The sequence below is a fragment of the Pseudomonas sp. DC3200b2 genome (assembly GCF_049895785.1).
GTDB classification, from domain to species: domain Bacteria; phylum Pseudomonadota; class Gammaproteobacteria; order Pseudomonadales; family Pseudomonadaceae; genus Aquipseudomonas; species Aquipseudomonas massiliensis.
This window is the reverse complement of record NZ_JAFCTA010000001.1, coordinates 131,632-148,974: the sequence shown is the minus strand read 5'-3', so window position 1 is coordinate 148,974 and position 17,343 is coordinate 131,632. Positions and strand designations below refer to the sequence as shown.

The window sequence follows — 17,343 nt, the reverse complement described above, 5'->3', positions numbered from 1 at the left end:
CATTGTCCGTCAGGTGATGGGCGCTAACTGCCCGAACACAAATAATCTGACAGTCCGTCAACATGACCAACCTGTTATTCGCGCATAGGATCGAGCACTAAAAAAACCTTTACCTTCAACATTAATTAGCGCTTGCCGATCCCCAACATGCTTTTTATACTGTTCCAACACACGAGCTTGATTGAAAACCATGCCTTTGATCATTTCAGGCTCCACTATATCAAAAATTAAGACTTCGGCTTGGACGTCTGTAGGATCGTATGGCTTCAAGCTATCCGCTTCCCGAACGGGGAGCCCGACTAAAGGAGTGAACATCGCGGCAAAGGCTGACTCTGTCTTCAAACCCTCGAGATCCACCAGTCTGATTCGACCATCCGCAGCGTTGTGCTTGCAAAATGCTGCGTTCAAGGTCCATAGAGCGGAGCGATCTATAATGAGTACTACCCAGTTTCGCTCTTTGTTCGCCCATCGGTAGCTGGCGAACATCTTGTCGTTTGGATGTGCTATTGAGAATGAGCTGGCATCAGGATGCCCGTCGAGTCTAAGCTTGTCGTTAGCAATATGAGAGATATGCTGATCATTCATTGTGGCGATTGGGCATATGCCATGCTTCATGATCGAAGGCAAGTTCTCTACTTGCGTGAAATGGACAAGATACGGGAGCTCAATTTCCTCAACCCGCGCCTTGATTTTTCTAGCACGGACATATTTCTGAAGCTCCGGCGGTATAGTTGCGGGTAAATGCGCGCTCTTATCTGCCATAGGATTGAGTATGTCGCTAAACCTCATAAGTTTTGGCGACGAATCTTGAGCGCGCACCTTGAGCAGGATAGCGCCCCAAACCTCATTGGCACCCATATTGGACAGCCTTTCTTCAAATATCTCAATTAGCCTTTCATTTTTCCCTAGCTGCTTAGCAACTTCAGAAAGGAAAGTTTCTCTTTCTCTGTACAACGAATTGATTCTTTGCTCAATGGAATCCGCGAGCTTTTCGTTGATATGCCTAGGGGGAATGGTAAAGTCAGGGGGCGCCACGTCTGGGATATTTCTATCCTCACCCTGTTTGCCATGCTCTCGTAGGAGACGGGAGAAACGATCATGTGCTTCCTCATAATATGCCAATTTCTTGAGGTCCATCTGTTCGCGGCGCTTTTCCTCTTCCAAAGCATTGTTAGCCTGCTTCAGCGCAGCCTCAACTTTTATTCGTTCAGCTCCTATCGAGTTACTTAGCAGAGACGTAGCTTTCTGCAGCTCACTTTGTAGTGCTAGAGCTTCAGTAGAATCTTTGAGCACTAGGCCAGCTGCTCTAAGAGATTCATGCACAATATTTTTAGAACTCTTGGTCGGAGCGGTAGGCTTTTTAGGGGGTAACCCAATAATATCAGAAGGCTTAAGGCGCGCCTGTGACATGGATGGCTTAGATTCGAGAGGCTGAGTTGAAGTGAAAGTACCAGCGCTATCAGTCTCACCAACTTTAGTCGTCGCGGTATTTCTCTCGCGCGATACTACAAGAGAAAACGTACCCCAGATGGTGATGAACTGCAAAAGAAGAAGCGGCGAAATAAAGACGTTAAATATCGTGAACCCTGACCAAGCTACACAAAGAGCAGTCAAGTAATTTTTGGCAAAAATTCTCACAATAATAATTGTGCAGACGATAAGCAGTTGATAGTAAATTATTGTCATTTTTAGGAGTTCATCCCTGAAAGTTCGATTGCGTCCGTGATAAGCTGTTCTTCAGCTCGGCATTATTACTTCCGAATAGATGAATCTTCGTTGGTGCATGCATCTTATTTCATCCCTGTCATTGGTCGATCATCGAGCTTACACGCTCTTCTGGAATTTTGCTAGGCAGGAGCGATACGCCAAGACATAACTCTCAGATGAGCATCATGCGCTTTGATCTTTGCTTATGAAATCCTATTTTTAGCGATAGCCAACTAACTCATTTTAAATTATAAATTCACAGAGGCAAAAAGTATTAAGGGTCCTAGCCTCTTGTGCACAAACGTTGACAGAGGGCTGCTCGCATTATGAAGATCTATATGTTTATATTGAAGTTTACAGCTTTGAGTGCGAGGAATTTAAGATGGGTGACAAATTTCCGTATTTTGGCGTTAGTTTCTCTAGGGGAATCATTGCGCTGTAGCATTATGACGGATCACTTCACAAGGCTTGATCGCTGCTCAGGTGCACTTCTCGAGATTAGTAGCCGTATATCCATTGGAAGCTTGGTACCAGCGCCGGGGTAAACGAATGGCAAGCGTATCAGTTGAAATGGAGCATAGTGATTTACAAAATCTTATGTACCTGCTAGATTTCTTGTTCTGTAATAGCTAATGAATCTAGGTTCGGAGTGCTGTACTTATATTGCTAGGCTATCGAAATGCAATGACTTTTCAAAAGACGTTAAGCTGCGGGTGTTGGCGTCAATAGCTCTTAAGATGGCATTGCGAATAAGAAGTGGAGATAGAAGATGGCTGAGCGTTCGATATTCATCCCGACCCCATTTGCTGAAACCTTTGTGATGACTAAGTCAGTCAAATTTAAGTGGACTGCAGGAATGGCTATTACACAAAAACAAAAGTCTATTGAAGCTCTTCATTCTGCTGCGTCCGAATCCATCCCGCCAGTTGGAAATATTTTAGAGGTCTCTAGCAAATCTAAAGATACACTGGGAATCGCACTCAGCGCATTTAATTTGGAGTTTACGACGAAAAAGTATGGTGTTAAGCTTAGTGTAGAATGTGCGTTTCAAGGTAGTAAAGTATTCGAGTTGGGAGGGCCGTACAGAGACATCTTTAAATTAAGTTCTCGAGAGGCAAAAAAAGATCAACGGCTTCAAAACTCGGGCAGATTGTTAAGGTTTGATTTTTTTAATACGGACTGGGAGCTTGAACCTCGCACTGCCTTCTATGACTGGATTTACATAAATGCTTTAAAAAAACAACCCAAATCAGTTATTGATCAGGTGCTTTCTTACTCCGCGTTCACTGATATTGAATTTAACCCAGAGCGCTCTTTCAGCTGCCAGGCATATTCTGTCGCGCTATTTGTATCACTTTGCAAGCAAGGTCTGCTGGAAAGGGCTACGTCTTCGCAAGGCGAGTTTCTAGCAACCGTGGGCGGTGCGCTAGTGTCTAACACGTATCGAGATGATACGAAGCAGCTAAGTTTGATTTGATTGCAATAGGGCGGTTTCAGAGGCTGTGTTCAACAACGAGCTATTGAGTTAAGGATGTAAGCACTCTACAAACCGCACCTTGCCATGGCCAGGTGCCGGCTCATCAGTTCGTAGCGGGGCAATTCCAAGGTAACAGCGCTTCGTAATCCTCCACCGATGTCGCCATCGCCAACCGCTCCAGCACATACCGCAACCAGGCATAGGGTTCACGTCCATTGGCCTTGGCCGTTTCGATCAGGCTGTAGACCTGCGCGCTGGCCGTGGCGCCTTGCGGTGTATCGCTGAACATCCAATTCTTGCGCCCGATCACGAACGGGCGGATGGCATTCTCGGCGCGGTTGTTGTCCAGCGGCAGGTAACCGGCCTCTACATGGCGCTCAAGTTTGCCCCAGTTGCTGGCCAGGTAGTTCACGGCCTTGCCCAAGGCCGTTTGGGGCAAGGTGTTGGGCTGGGTTTTGTCGAGCCAGCTTTTGAGTTGGGCCAGCACGGGCACGCTTCGTTTTTGCCGCATCTCCAAGCGCTCGGCATCGCTGCTGTCCTTGCAGTCCCGCTCGATCCCGTACAACTTGCCGATCAGGTTCAGCGCCATGTCGGCGCGCCCGGTCTTGCCCTTGGGTTGCACTTTTTGGGCTTCTACGAACGTTCGGCGAGCGTGCGCCCAGCAGCCGAGTCGGGTAATACCCGGCATAGCCGCTACGGCGTTATAGCCGACGTAATCATCGGTCATCAGGTAGCCCTGATACCCGTCGAACAGGCGCAACGGTACGGCCTGCGCGCGGCGGGTGTCGTAGTTGAACAGCACCACGGGTGTGTCAGGCGGCCCACCGCCCTGCACCCACATCCAGGACTGCGCAGTGGGGTCGCGTCCCGGCTCATGCAGGACTTGAAGACGTGTCTCGTCGCAATGGATGACAGGGCTTTCCAACAGCCGATCGCGCAGCAGGTTCAACAGGGGCTGAAAATGCGTGGCGCACTGGATGACCCAACGGGCCAGGGTTTGCCTGGACACATCGACACCATGGCGGTTGAGCACTTTTTCAAAGCGGTACAGCGGCAACCCGTCGGCGTATTTGGTGGTCAGCAGCATCGCCAATACGCCAGGGCTGGCCAGGCTCTTCTCGATCAGCTGGGCAGGTTTGTCAGCCGTCACCGGCGCGGTTTCGCAGGCCTTGCAGGCGTAGGTCTTGCGAATGTGGCGGATGACGCGAAACTGCATCGGCACGATGTCCAACTGTTCGCTGGTTTGTTCACCGATGACCTGTTTGCGGCAGCCGCAATCGCAGGTCAGTTCGTGCTCTGGCAGTTCATGCACAACATCGATGCGCGGCAGGTTGGCCGGGAGAGGCTTGCGCTTGCCACGGCGCTTGACCGGCGCGACGGTTTCTTCATCAATCGGCTCCGCCGCCGGCTCGGCGAGGATCTCTTCGGCCTCGTTGAACATCGCCAGTTGAGGCGAATCGGGGTCGGTGCCTTGTTCAGACTTCGGTGAAAACAGACGATGACGCAGCAACGCAACCTGTTCCTCAAGCTGGGCAATGCGCTGCTGATCCGACTCACCTTTCTGAAGTGCCTGCATGGGGGACATGTTCGATATGATCTCCGCGCTGAGCGCTTTCTGCCCTATAGCGAGGTTAGACGTCGTTGAGCACTTGGGCGCTTGGCATCCTTCCTTGTCGAAAAAATTCGCTGCTTTGTCGAAGCGTCGACCTACTCATTGCAGCTACGGAGAGATCCGGTACTACTTTGCCTTGACGCTATTGGCTCAACCTAATGAGCTCATACTTTTAGACGAACCCACTGCGGGTGTAGATCCTGAGCATCGTTATTTCATCTGGCATGCCATTGCCGCTGCCAAGAAAGCTGGCAAGACCATAGTCGTATCCTCGCATCACTTACAGGAGATAGCGGATCACGTTGACTTGTTATGGTTTGTAAATAAACAACAATTTCATCGCTTCGACTCGGGTCAAGCGTTCCAAAGGCATTACGGTGGGGCGGACTTAGATACCGCATTTCTAAATGCCTCTAGAGCGCCTTGAGCATTCCCAACAAAGCCCCACAATCCACCGCATGCCAGTCCACCAATTCTGGCCAGGGGTTGCTGGGCAGGTTGACCAGTACCGTGCGTGTACCGGCGGCGCGGCCCGCCTCCAGGTCGAAGCGATAGTCGCCCACCATCACCATCTCAGCGGGGGCGACTTGCCAGGCCTGGGCGAGTTTATGCAGGCCTTCCGGGCTGGGCTTGAAGGCGGCTTCGTCGCGGCCGAGCACGTCATCGCGGGCGAAGCAGTCACCGAGGCCAATGGCGCCCAGGGTGATATGGGCCAGCTCGCGGGCGTTGCGGGTCAGCACGCCCAGGCGCACGCCGCGCTCGGCCAGGTAGCGGACCAACGCCACGGCCCCTGGCGCGGGCCTGGCAGCCAGGGCCAGTTCACGCTCATGCTCCAACAGCCAGGCATGCTTTACCGCGGCTTGGGCCGGTGGAAGCGCGGCCAGGTGACCGAGGATGTCCTCCTCCAACGGAATGTCCAAGGCTAGCCGGATGGCATTGAAATCATGGGCCGCCACGGTGAGGGTGCCGTCCATGTCGAATACCCAGTGGCGAATCTTACTCAGCATCAGGCCCAGTCCTTCCGATGGCGGATCAGCCCTTCCTGAGCGGACGACGCGACCAGTTGGCCCGCGCGATTGTAGACACTGCCACGGGCGAAGCCGCGAGCATTGCCCGCCCAAGGGCTATCCAGGGCGTACAGCAGCCAGTCGTCGGCGATCAGGTTGCCATGGAACCACAGGGCGTGATCCAGGCTGGCCATCTGCATGTCCCGGTGCCACACGCTCTTGCCATGAGGCAGCAGCGAGGTGGTGAGCAGGTTGAAGTCCGAAGCGTAGGCCATCACGTATTTGTGCAAGGCCGGCAGGTCCGCCAGCTGGCCATCGGCCCGGAACCACACATACTTGACCGGATCACCAGGCGTGGGGTTATAGGGGTCGCGCTCTGTCACTGGTCGTATTTCGATAGGTTTAGGGCACAGCAGCTTTTCTCGCAGGTGAGGCGGAATCAGCTCTTCCCGGTGACGCATCAACTCCAGTTCGGTGGGCAGGTTTTCCGGGCCCACCACCTCAGGCATGGCGCTCTGGTGGGAGAAGCCTTCTTCGTCGTACTGGAAAGAGGCCGAGCAGGTGAAGATGGTGTTGCCCTTTTGCACGGCGGTGACCCGGCGTGTGGAAAAGCTGCCGCCGTCACGAACTCGGTCCACCATATAGACCACTGGCAGGGACGCGTCACCGGGGCGCAGGAAGTACCCATGCAACGAATGGACGTGACGCGCCTCTTCTACGGTCTGGCTGGCCGCGGACAGCGACTGCCCCAGCACCTGGCCGCCGAACAGTTGACGGAAGCCCAGGTCCTGGCTGCGCCCGCGGAACAGGTTTTCTTCGATCGGCTCCAAGGTCAGCAGGTCGACCAGATCATCCAGCACATGGCTCATTGCGGTGTTACCTCGCCTTACAAAATACCCAGGCGGCCATCATACCTTGATGTTCTCCGCCACCGCCCGCCTGCCGTGGGCAGCTGTGGATAAAGCTGGCACACTCCAGGCTTTAGCCATGCGGATCATCATGCCCCTGCCTCTGGTTTACCACGACGACTACAGCCCACCGTTTCCAGCGGACCATCGCTTTCCCATGGAGAAGTTCCGCCTGCTCCATGACCATTTGCTCGCCACGGAAATCGCCTGCGACCAAGCGCTGCACCGGCCCGAACTCTGCCCCGCCGAGGTGCTGGCCCTGGCCCACGCGCCCGACTACATAGAGCGCTACATGGCCGGCGAGTTGTCCCGTGAAGACCAGCGGCGCCTGGGCCTGCCCTGGAGCGAGGCCGTGGCCAGGCGCACCGTGCGCGCCGTAGGGGGCTCGCTGCTCACCGCGGAGCTGGCGTTGAAGCATGGCCTGGCCTGTCACCTGGCCGGCGGCACCCATCATGCCCATTACGATTACCCTTCCGGCTTTTGCATCTTCAATGATCTGGCCGTGGTCAGCCGCTACTTGCTGGAGGCCGGCAGGGTACAGCGTGTGCTGATCTTCGACTGTGACGTACATCAGGGCGACGGAACGGCGCGTCTGCTCGCGGACGTGGCCGACGCCATTACCGTATCACTGCATTGTGAAAAGAACTTTCCGGTACGCAAGGCCCAAAGTGACTGGGATATCCCGCTACCCTTGGGCATGGGCGACGAGGCTTATCTTCAGGTGGTGGAGGATGCCCTCAATTACCTCCTGCCCTTGTATCAACCCGACCTGGTGCTTTACGACGCTGGCGTAGACGTGCATCGAGACGACGCCCTCGGGTATCTGCAGCTCACCGACGCTGGCGTGGCCGCGCGAGACAAGCGAGTGCTGGAACATTGCCTGAACCGCGGCATTGCGGTGATGGGCGTGATTGGCGGCGGCTACAGTAAAGACCGCCAGGCTTTGGCTCGTCGTCATGGCATCCTCCATAGGGTAGCCAGCGAACTATGGCAAACCCGTGGCATGTGAATAACCGAAGCCACCGAGCAACGCCGATAGGTTACCCACATTCACTGTAGAGCCGGCTGTGGATAACCTGAGTGAAACTGTCAAAGCACCTTTATTCACAGGGCCGCCCAGCTTCTGGTTAAATTTTGAGCAGGTGCCCGTGGATATCCTCCGGTAAACTAGCGCACTTTTTTCTGGCGAGGCGAAATGGCGGTGAAGGCTCCTGCGCAAGTGGCAGTTATGGGCGGAGGCCCGGCCGGACTCATGGCGGCCGAAGTGCTGAGCCAGGCCGGCATAGCCGTGGCGGTGTATGACGCCATGCCCTCGGTAGGCCGCAAATTCCTGCTCGCCGGGGTGGGCGGCATGAACATCACTCACAGCGAACCGGCGCAGGCTTTCGTGCAACGCTATGCCGAGCAGGCCGACTGGGTCGGCCCCTGGCTGCAACACTTCGGCGCCGGCGAGCTGCGGCAGTGGATACATGAGCTGGGCATCGAGACGTTCATCGGCAGCTCCGGGCGGGTATTCCCCACCGATATGAAAGCCGCGCCCTTGCTCCGTGCATGGCTCAAGCGCTTGCGTGACCAGGGCGTGGTTATCCACACCCGCCACCGCTGGCTGGGCTGGAACGAGGATGGCAGCCTGTGCCTGGACCATCAGGGCGAAGCCTTGGCCTTGCAACCCCGCGCGACCGTATTGGCGCTAGGTGGCGCAAGCTGGCCGCGGCTAGGCTCGGACGGCGCCTGGCTGCCCTGGCTGAACGCTCGCGGGGTTGAAACCCGCTCTATGCAGCCGGCCAATTGTGGCTTCGAAGTGACGGCTTGGAGCGCGATGATCAAGGAACGCTTCGCAGGCGCTCCGCTAAAGAACATTGCCTTGAGCCTGCCAGGGCAGCCGGCCCGGGCTGGGGAATGCGTAGTGACCGAGCACGGCATCGAGGGCAGCCTGGTCTATGCCCTCTCGGCGCCGATCCGTGAGGCGATCAATCGCAATGGGGCCTGTGAAGTGCTCGTCGACTTGCTACCGGCCAGAACTCTCGGTCAGGTGGAGGCCGCCTTGAACAAGCCCCGCGGGAGCCGCTCCATGGCGCGCCATCTGCAAGGGCAACTGCGTCTGGACGGTGTCAAGGCAGCATTGCTGCGAGAACTGACCGATGCGGCGACCTTCCAGGACTCTGTTCGCCTTGCCCGAACCATCAAGGCCTTGCCGCTTACCCTGGTACGCCCTCGCCCGCTGGAAGAAGCGATCAGCAGCGCCGGTGGCATTCGCCGCGCCGCGCTCGACGGGCATCTGATGCTGCGCGCCCTTCCCGGTGTGTTCTGCGCCGGCGAGATGCTCGACTGGGAGGCCCCGACCGGCGGTTACCTGCTCACGGCCTGTTTCGCCAGTGGTCGCCGCGCCGCCGAAGGCGTGCTGGCCTACCTGGCCGCCCCGCCGGCGGCTTGAGCGCAGTCTGTCAAGGCTTGCGCTTGCGCGGCCCCGTATTGAATGCCGGCACCTTGCGCACGGCCTTGACCGGCGGCTCTGCCGCGGGCGCCTCACGGCTTTCGGTCCAGCGCCCAAGCGCAGCCTTGCCCCCGCTGGCCTTGGGCTTTTTAGGCTTCTTCGGTTTTTTGAGGATTTGCCCGCCCGCTGTGGTTTCTGGCACCCGATGATCCGGCTCGAAATCAGGCTCTTCCACCCGCTTGAGGGTTTGCCGGGTCAAGGCTTCGATCGCGGCCAACTGTTCCACTTCATCGGCGCATACCAGCGAAATAGCCTCGCCAGTAGCTCCCGCGCGCCCCGTTCGGCCGATCCGGTGAACGTAATCCTCGGCCACGATAGGCAGGTCCAGGTTCACCACCAGGGGAAGATCCTGGATGTCCAGGCCACGGGCAGCCACATCGGTAGCTACCAGTACCGTCAGCTCACCGGCCTTGAAATTGTCCAGCGCCCGCTGGCGGGTGGCCTGAGGCTTGTCGCCATGGATGCCGTCGGCTGCCACGCCCTGGCCTTGCAAGCGCTCCACCAGTTGGTCGACGCCATTGCGCGTCTTGGCGAAGACCAGGACGTGCTTCCAACGCCGCTGACGCAGCAGATGGGAAAACAGCTCCGCTTTGCGCTTTTTATCCACAGGCACGACCCACTGGCGAACCGTGGTGGCCGCCTGGTTGCGGGGGCTGACTTCCACGCTCAGGGGTTCGTCCAGCATCTGCCCGGCAAGCAGGCGAATGTCATCCGAGAAGGTAGCAGAGAACAGCAGGGTCTGACGCCGCTTCGGCAGGGCCGCGTAGAGGCCGCGCAGTTCTTCGGCGAAGCCCAGGTCAAGCATGCGGTCGGCCTCGTCGAGCACCAACGTCTCGACCTGGTCGAATTTCACCGCATTGTTGCGGTGCAGGTCGAGCAAGCGCCCCGGCGTGGCCACCAGGACATCCACACCTCGACGCAAGGCCATCATCTGTGGATTGAGGCTGACCCCGCCATAGACCGCGTAGGTTCGCAACGGCAGCCCCTCGGCATAGGCCTTGACGTTGCTGTGCACCTGCTCGGCCAGCTCGCGAGTAGGCACCAGGATGAGCGCCCGCACACGATTGCTCGCTACCTGGCTTCCCTGCAGAGTCAAATGCTGCAACAACGGCAAGGCGAAGCCGGCGGTTTTCCCGGTGCCGGTCTGGGCCGCGGCCATGAGGTCACGGCCTGCGAGCACGGCGGGGATCGCCTTTTCCTGGATCGGGGTTGGCTTTTCATAGCCCAGGCTCGATAGCCGGTTGAGCAACGGCTCGATCAAGCCCAGTGAAGCGAAGGTCATCGGGTGTACCTGAAAAAAGAACGGCAAGGCGTCCAGTTTACCCCGGATCAGCGCCGCCGCCATTGGGGCAGGCCAATCAGCACCACCGCGCTGATGATCACCAGCATCGCCAAGCCTTCCCACGGGCCAATGCGTTCATTGGCGAAGGCCATGCCCAGCAGCACCGCCACCACGGGGTTCACATAGGCATAGCTGGTCGCGGCCGCGGGCCTGACGTGCTTGAGCAGGTACATATAGGCATTGAACGCCAGGATGGAGCCAAAGAACACCAGGTAGCCCAGCGACAACCAGCCGGCCAGGCTGGGCCATTGAGTGATTCGCTCGCCACTGAGCAGCCCGGCGGCCAGGAGCGCGGCGCCAGCGATAAGCATTTCCACGGCACTGGCCATGCCACCGGCGGGCAGTGGCAAGTAGCGGCTCCATACCGAGCCGAACGCCCAGGCAGCGGCGGCGAAGAGCAGCAGCGCCGCCCCGCCTGGGCTGGCCTGAAGGTTGGCGCCCAAATTGAGCAAGCCGATACCCACCAGCCCCAACAGGATGCCGGCCCACTCCAGCCAGGAGTTGCGCTGGCCCCAGCACAGGCCGAATAAAAGGGTGAACAGCGGCACCGTGGCGACCGTCAAGGCGGCGACCCCCGAGGCTACGCCGGCATGCTCGGCCAAGGTTACCCCGCCGTTACCGCAGCCGAGCAACAGCAGGCCTACCCAGGCACCGCCTCGCCATTGCGGCGCCGTGGGCCGGGGCGCCCCCCGCAAGCGCAAGAACACATAGAGGATCGCCCCCGCGCTGAGGAAACGCAGGCCGGCCATGGTCAAGGGTGGCCAGGACTCGATGCCGATGCGAATGAACAGATAGGTGGAACCCCACACCAGGTACAGGGCCAGGAAGGCACCGACCAACAGGGCAGGCACGGGACGGGACGGCATGGCAGGCGCTCGAAATCGAGATAAGGGGATCCATTGTACGAGCGAAACGGCCGCCGTCCAGCCAATACCTATTGATCAGTGTCGCAACAGTAGGGCGCCTTGTACGGGAATGTATTCTCCCGCCGCACGGATCAGCGAGGCCGCCGTCAGTCCCGGGGTGCCGAACACCGTAGTGGCAACGCCATGACGCTGGTGCACGTGTTGGAGCAGCAGGTCGAAATCACCATCGCCGGATGCCAGTACCACCTCGTCCACTTCGCCGGCGGCCTCCATCACGTCGATGGTAATGCCGACGTCCCAGTCGCCCTTGGCCGAGCCATCACTGCGCTGGATATAAGGCTTGAGCCTGACCTCGAAACCCAATTGCCGCAGGATGCGCTGGAATTGCTGCTGCTTGGGGTCGCCCCGGTCGATGGCATAGGCGAACGCCTTGGCGATCGTGCCGCGCTGGGCGACCTGGTTCCAGAGCGCGGCGTAGTTGAAGTGACAGCCATGCACCTGGCGAACCGTGTAGTAAAGGTTCTGTACATCGGCGAAGAGGGCGATGCGCCGGCCGGAGCCGGCGCCTGACACCTCAGACGTACTCGTCGTCATCGGCGAGGAAGCCTCCGCCGTCGTCGGCGCTATAGTCAGTGTCCGCGAAACCGCCACTGTCATTGTTCCAGCCGCCGTTGTCACTCACCATCTGCTGGCTATCGTCAGCCCAACCACCGCCCTGGTCAGCCGCGGGCGCGGGTTCTTCGCGAATGATCTCGACGATCTCCTGAGACGCGTTGTCATGATGGAACAGGCTGCTGAGCCCTTCGGCCAGCATCATGCCACCGGCCACGCCCGCCGCGGTCTGCAGGGCGCCTCGCATGAAGCCGCCACCAGCGGCCTGGGGCTGCGCATAGCCCGGTTGGTAAGCCGGCTGGCCTCCAACAGGGTACTGCGGTGGCGGTGCATAACCGCGCGCAGGTTCACGCCAGCCCCCTCCGCTGGATGCCACGGGCGCGGGCGGAGCGGGCTCACGCGAGCCGCCACCGAACAACCCGGACAGGAACCCGCCGCCATGCGCCGGTTTGCTGCCAGCGGCGCGCGCCTGCTCGAGTTCGGCCTTGAGCTGACGGTTCATGTCATCGAGCCGCTTCACCGCCGCTTCCTGCACCAGAATGGCCTGAGCCATGTAATAGGCCGCCGCCGGCTGGCTGGCCACGTGCTCACGGATGCGCTGTTCAGCCTGGGCATCGCGCGGGCCGCCTTCGGCCTCGGCTTTCTTGAGTCGGGAAAAAAGTCCGTCGATCAGGCTTTGCTCTTCGCTGTTCATGGCCACCTCGTCATGTGCCCTTCAGGGGGCGGCCCCTCGGGGGCCGTATGCCGTTCATTATGGGGTTGGCCCCGAGGGTTTCAACGGCCCGGGGCGATGAAACATTGTTAATCACCCACCGAGGCGTTTGCCCCACCGGGAGCATCCGGTACAGTGTCGGATCTGCCTGGCTCAAGACATTGGCGTGATGAACCCGCTGACCATCCTGCAAGATTCACTGTATTTCTTCCGCGCTCACCTGGGTGCCATCCTCAAGCTGTGCCTGCCACTGCTGGCCCTGCAGTCGGTGGCCGAGCAGCTGGTGGATCATAGTGTCCAGAGCACAGCCCGTGGAGCGTTCGACATCCTGGCCGGGTTGCTGTTCTATCCCATCTACAGCGCGGCCCTCATTCTTTACCTGGACGCCCGCAGCAACGGCGAAGCGCCCTCGCTGGGCCTGTTGCTGAGCATGGGGCTGCGCCTGTGGCCGCGCTTCGCGTTGCTGGCGGCATTCTGTTCCCTGGCCATTCTGCTGGGCATGGCCCTCTATGTATTGCCCGGCCTGTGGTTGATGGCCCGCCTGGCCTTCGCCGAGTATCTGCTGGTGCTGCGCGGGCTGACGCCCTGGGCTGCCATCAAGCAGAGCTTCGAACTGACACGCGGCCCCTTCTGGCGGGTGCTGGGGTGCGTGCTGGTAGTGCTGGTGCCGCTCTGGTTGATCGACTTCGCCAGCGCGGCCTGGGTGCCGGACGACAGCAACCTGCCCCTGTCCTTCCTCGTGGACTGCGGCAATGGCGTAGTGCAGTTGCTGACCACCGTGGTGCTGTTCCGCTTGTTCATGCTGGTCACGGACCCTACCCTGCGCTCCTGACGTGGGCCGCGGCCTCGGTTATGCTCGGGGCTTCGCAATGCCGTAGCCGAGCCGATGATCCGACGACTGCGTACAGCCTTGCTGGTCCTTTCCCTGCTAGCGCTTGCCCTGGCCGCGCTCGCCTGGCATCTCACCTGGCACCCCGAGCCACACGCCAGCGTGACTCCCGCCTGTCGAGGCGCGCCACCTACGCTGCACCCTGGCCAGCCACTGAAGGCCATGACCTGGAACGTGCAATTCCTGGCCGGCAAACGCTATCTGTTCTGGTATGGCGCCCCGCAAGGCCGCAGCCATGACTCCTCGCCGAGCGCCGAGGATGTGGCTCATGACCTGGACGAAGTGGTGCGGGTTATCCGTGACGAACAACCGGACCTGGTGCTACTGCAGGAGCTGGACGACGGCGCCAAGGCTACGGGTTACCAAGATCAGCTCGCTCTGCTGCAGCAACGCTTGGTGGACCTCTATCCCTGCAGTGTCGACGCCTTCGATTGGAAAGCCGAGTTCGTTCCGCAACCCGACATCTTCGGCAGCGTTGGGCGCAAACTGGCGATTCTCAGCCGTTACCGTATCGGCCAGGCCGAGCGTTGGCGGTTGCCCCGCGAGGGAGGCTGGCTGAACCTGTTCGGCCGCCGCCAGGTGCTCCTGGCCGCGTACTTGCCTATTGCCCCGGACCAGCATCTGGCCGTACTCAACACCCGCCTGGCGCCCTACCACCATGACGACATGACCCAGGCCCGACAGCTCCAGGCGGTCGCCGCCAGGGTGGACCGCCTGGAGGCACTGGGTACGCCCTGGCTGCTCGGTGGCGATTTCAACCTGCTTCCCTTGGGGCAATACCGGCGGCTACCTTTTGGGCAGCAGTCGCAGTATTCCCCGGAGGACGACCTTCACCTGCTATGGGATCGCTACCCCATGATCCCAAGCAACGCCGCGGCCGGCGGCGAGGACCGAGCGCAGTGGTTCACCCACTTTCCGGTCGATGCCCGGGGCCCGGATCGTACCCTGGACTATCTCGTTCACAGCCCACGCCTTACTCCCTTGAGCGCTCGGGTACGCCAGGACGACACCCTGGGCATTTCCGACCACCTACCGCTTAGCGGGCGATTCCTGTTACCTGCGCAAGAAAAGAAACCCTAGGCGCTCGTATAAGCCCATTCGCTTGGACAGGTGGGTTTATTGGCATCGTGGCGTAACGACAAGCCCTGCATCGTTCGCGGCTGGTTTAACGACGGACAAGCAAGCACCAGCCCTTTACGTCCCCCTCGGCTTCGCCCGGGCAGTCGCCTCGGCCACCAATGGGTCGTCGGGCCAGTAGTGCTTGGGATATCTGCCTTTGAGGTCTTTCTTCACTTCGCTGTACGTACTGCGCCAGAAGTTGGCCAGGTCTTGGGTCACCTGTACGGGGCGGCGGGCTGGGGACAGCAGGTGCAGCTTGACCTGCACTCGCCCACTGGCAATGCGCGGGGTGTCCGCCAGGCCGAACAGCTCCTGCAGGCGCACTGCTAGCACCGGTGGCTGTTCGCTGTAGTCCAGGCGAATGGATGACCCTGACGGCACCACCAGATGCGTAGGCGCCAGTTCGCCCAGGCGCTGCGGCAAAGGCCAAGGCAGCAGGCCCTGAAGGATGCCGGGAAGATCCAGCTGAGAGAAATGCGCCAGCCTTGTCACCTTGCCCAGGTAAGGTCCCAGCCAGTCGTCCAGCGTTGCCAGCAGCTCTTGATCGCTGACATCAGGCCATTCGCTGTGGCCGCCAGGCAGGTCAAGTTGGCGCAGCATCAGCACACGCGCTTGCCACTGGCGCAGTTCGGGGGTCCAGGGCAGCAACGCCAAACCCTTGCGCCTTACGTAGTCCACCAGGGCGTGACAGCGCGCGCTTTCATCCAGCCCGGCCAGGGGCTCACGTCGCAGAATCAGGTCGCCCACGCGCCATTGGGCTTCCGCGCGCAGGCTGGCATCCTTTTCATCCCACTCCAGCACCTCGTGTCGGCGCACCTGTTCGGCCAGTACGTTTTCGAAGAGCGCGGGGTCCAGGCCAGCCGCCAGATAGATACGTTCTTCCCGCTGGCCCTGGCGGCTGCCAAGCTCAGCGACCACCAGCCATTCATGCTTCATCAACGCATCAGGCTCGCCGAACTGCGCGGCGCGGCCGTTGGCCAGGCGATAGTCAGCGCCCCCTGGGCGGCGTTGCCGCGCCACGCGATCCGGATACGCCAATGCCAGCAACACCCCTAGCCAATGCTCAGCGTCTGGGTCCGCCACGGGCCTGTCGGCGCCTGGCTGGGCCTTGAGCAGCTCCTGATACTGCCTGGCCATTTGCTGAATACGCTTTACCTGTCGGCTGCCACTGCGCAGCAGCATCATGCGGGCATGAACGTCAGCACCGCCGTCGCGCGCGATATCACGTTCGCCCAGCAGGGCGGCCAGGTCACAGCCCAGCGACTCAAGGCCCAGCGCCTTGGCTCGCAACAGCAGGTGGGCGATCCGAGGGTGCGCCGGCAGGGTCGCCATGGCCTGGCCATGCGGGGTAAGCCGTCCTTGGGTGTCCAGGGCGCCAAGGCGCAAGAGCAGGTCGTTGGCTTGCGCCAAGGCAGCGGCGGGAGGCGGGTCCAGCCAGGTCAATTGGTCCGCGCTGGCGCCCCAGCGATGCAGTTGCAGCGCCAGGCCACTGAGGTCTGCCTGCAGAATTTCGGGGCTGTCATAGGCCGGCAGCTGCTCATGCTGGGTTTCGGACCACAGCCGGTAGCACACGCCTGGCTCCAATCGCCCCGCGCGGCCGGCGCGCTGGGTTGCGCTGGCTTTGGAAATGCGCTGGGTGTCCAGTCGGGTCATGCCAGTACCTGGATCGAAGCGAGGCACTCGAGCCAGGCCGGTATCCACCACTACGCGCACGCCCTCGATGGTCAGGCTGGTTTCGGCGATATTGGTCGCCAACACCACTTTGCGCATCCCTGGCGGTGCCGGTTCGATGGCGGCCCGCTGGGCATCCAGGCTTAGCTCGCCGTGCAGGGGGCAAAGCCGTACGCCGGGGTAGCGCGGCAAGGCGCTTTCCAACCGTCGCTCCACTTGCCTGATCTCCGCCTGGCCAGGCAGGAACACCAGTACACTGCCGTGCTGCTCATCCAGGGCTTGGGTTACGATGCTTTCCACCCGCGCATCCAGCCACTCCCCCTGCTGCAGCGGCCGCCCCCATTTGATCGCTACCGGATGCATGCGGCCCTGGCTGCTGAGCACCGGCGCCTGGTCCAGTAAGGCGGCCAAGCGTTCGCCCTCCAAAGTGGCCGACATCAGCAACACCTTGAGCGGGGGCTCGTCACGCAGCAACTCCCGACCATTGAGCACCAAGGCCAGAGCCAGGTCGGCATCCAGGCTGCGCTCATGAAACTCGTCGAAGATGACCAACCCTACCCCTTCCAAGGCCGGATCGTCCTGAAGCCGTCGCGCCAGGATCCCTTCGGTCACCACTTCGATGCGTGTGCGCGGGCCGACCTTGCTCTCCAGGCGAATGCGATAGCCCACCGTTTCCCCGACCCGTTCGCCCAGCTCGCTGGCCAAGCGTTCAGCCGCCGCGCGGGCAGCCAAGCGCCGCGGTTCGAGCATCAGGATCTTTTGCTCGCCCAGCCAGGCTTCGTGCAGCAGAGCCAGCGGAACGCGAGTGGTCTTGCCAGCGCCGGGCGGGGCTTCGAGTACCGCCTCGTTACGCTGCTTAAGGGCAACCTTGAGGGCGGGAAGCGCGGCGTCGATAGGTAACGGATTCATGGGCATTCCTGGCCAGGC

15 protein-coding genes are annotated in these 17,343 nt (G+C 60.1%); 6 read left to right on the top strand and 9 right to left on the bottom strand.

All coding sequences use genetic code 11. The features are described 5' to 3' along the window. Window positions 1-57: 57 nt before the first annotated feature. Complete coding sequence (locus ACP691_RS00810) at window positions 58-1,686, bottom strand: DarT ssDNA thymidine ADP-ribosyltransferase family protein (RefSeq protein ID WP_426152532.1); 1,629 nt, start codon at window positions 1,684-1,686, stop codon at window positions 58-60. Between the two features lie 790 nt (window positions 1,687-2,476). Here ACP691_RS00810 and ACP691_RS00805 point away from each other — a divergent pair. Further along, window positions 2,477-3,184 carry a DarT1-associated NADAR antitoxin family protein gene (locus tag ACP691_RS00805; RefSeq protein WP_426152530.1) on the top strand — a complete coding sequence of 236 codons (708 nt, stop codon included), beginning with the start codon at window positions 2,477-2,479 and terminating at the stop codon, window positions 3,182-3,184. 103 nt (window positions 3,185-3,287) lie between these two features. On the opposite strand, the gene tnpC is transcribed toward ACP691_RS00805, so the two are convergent. Then, the gene (tnpC, locus tag ACP691_RS00800; protein ID WP_426152528.1) at window positions 3,288-4,769 is read right to left on the bottom strand and encodes an IS66 family transposase; all 1,482 of its coding nucleotides are present in this window, start codon (window positions 4,767-4,769) and stop codon (window positions 3,288-3,290) included. On the opposite strand from tnpC, the gene ACP691_RS00795 reads away from it, so the two are divergent. Continuing rightward, window positions 4,759-5,223: an AAA family ATPase gene (locus tag ACP691_RS00795; RefSeq protein WP_426152526.1), complete on the top strand. Its 465-nt coding sequence runs from the start codon at window positions 4,759-4,761 to the stop codon at window positions 5,221-5,223. The genes tnpC and ACP691_RS00795 overlap by 11 nt on opposite strands. Here ACP691_RS00795 and ACP691_RS00790 read toward each other — a convergent pair. Both ACP691_RS00790 and tesB read right to left on the bottom strand, forming a co-directional pair. Beyond that, window positions 5,210-5,803 carry an HAD family hydrolase gene (locus tag ACP691_RS00790; RefSeq protein ID WP_426152524.1) on the bottom strand — a complete coding sequence of 198 codons (594 nt, stop codon included), beginning with the start codon at window positions 5,801-5,803 and terminating at the stop codon, window positions 5,210-5,212. The genes ACP691_RS00795 and ACP691_RS00790 overlap by 14 nt on opposite strands. Further along, window positions 5,803-6,672 (bottom strand): acyl-CoA thioesterase II, encoded by an 870-nt coding sequence (tesB, locus tag ACP691_RS00785; RefSeq protein WP_426152522.1) that lies wholly within the window; start codon window positions 6,670-6,672, stop codon window positions 5,803-5,805. The genes ACP691_RS00790 and tesB overlap by 1 nt, the downstream gene beginning before the upstream one ends. 130 nt (window positions 6,673-6,802) lie before the next feature. Here tesB and ACP691_RS00780 point away from each other — a divergent pair, with 130 nt between their 5' ends. Both ACP691_RS00780 and ACP691_RS00775 read left to right on the top strand, forming a co-directional pair. Continuing rightward, window positions 6,803-7,720, top strand: a complete 918-nt coding sequence (locus tag ACP691_RS00780) for a histone deacetylase family protein (RefSeq protein ID WP_426152520.1) — start codon at window positions 6,803-6,805, stop codon at window positions 7,718-7,720. A gap of 186 nt (window positions 7,721-7,906) precedes the next feature. Further along, complete coding sequence (locus ACP691_RS00775; RefSeq protein ID WP_426152518.1) at window positions 7,907-9,145, top strand: TIGR03862 family flavoprotein; 1,239 nt, start codon at window positions 7,907-7,909, stop codon at window positions 9,143-9,145. Window positions 9,146-9,155: 10 nt separating this feature from the next. On the opposite strand, the gene ACP691_RS00770 is transcribed toward ACP691_RS00775, so the two are convergent. From ACP691_RS00770 to ACP691_RS00755, 4 genes are all read right to left on the bottom strand, one after another. Beyond that, window positions 9,156-10,487, bottom strand: coding sequence for a DEAD/DEAH box helicase (locus ACP691_RS00770; protein WP_426152516.1), 1,332 nt, complete (start codon window positions 10,485-10,487; stop codon window positions 9,156-9,158). Between the two features lie 47 nt (window positions 10,488-10,534). After that, window positions 10,535-11,413, bottom strand: a complete 879-nt coding sequence (gene yedA, locus ACP691_RS00765; protein WP_426152514.1) for a drug/metabolite exporter YedA — start codon at window positions 11,411-11,413, stop codon at window positions 10,535-10,537. Between the two features lie 75 nt (window positions 11,414-11,488). Further along, window positions 11,489-12,007, bottom strand: coding sequence for an NYN domain-containing protein (locus ACP691_RS00760; protein ID WP_426152512.1), 519 nt, complete (start codon window positions 12,005-12,007; stop codon window positions 11,489-11,491). Then, window positions 11,988-12,719, bottom strand: a complete 732-nt coding sequence (locus ACP691_RS00755) for a DUF2076 domain-containing protein (RefSeq protein ID WP_426152510.1) — start codon at window positions 12,717-12,719, stop codon at window positions 11,988-11,990. The genes ACP691_RS00760 and ACP691_RS00755 overlap by 20 nt, the downstream gene beginning before the upstream one ends. Window positions 12,720-12,906: 187 nt before the next feature. Between ACP691_RS00755 and ACP691_RS00750 the strand changes: the two genes are divergently transcribed. Both ACP691_RS00750 and ACP691_RS00745 read left to right on the top strand, forming a co-directional pair. Then, window positions 12,907-13,569 carry a hypothetical protein gene (locus ACP691_RS00750; RefSeq protein ID WP_426152508.1) on the top strand — a complete coding sequence of 221 codons (663 nt, stop codon included), beginning with the start codon at window positions 12,907-12,909 and terminating at the stop codon, window positions 13,567-13,569. Window positions 13,570-13,623: 54 nt separating this feature from the next. Beyond that, entirely contained in the window at window positions 13,624-14,706 is a 1,083-nt protein-coding gene (locus tag ACP691_RS00745; RefSeq protein WP_426152506.1) for an endonuclease/exonuclease/phosphatase family protein, read from the top strand. A 114-nt stretch (window positions 14,707-14,820) separates the two neighbouring features. Here the strand turns inward: ACP691_RS00745 and hrpB are convergent, their stop codons facing one another. Continuing rightward, window positions 14,821-17,325, bottom strand: a complete 2,505-nt coding sequence (gene hrpB / locus ACP691_RS00740) for an ATP-dependent helicase HrpB (protein WP_426152504.1) — start codon at window positions 17,323-17,325, stop codon at window positions 14,821-14,823. Window positions 17,326-17,343: the final 18 nt, after the last annotated feature.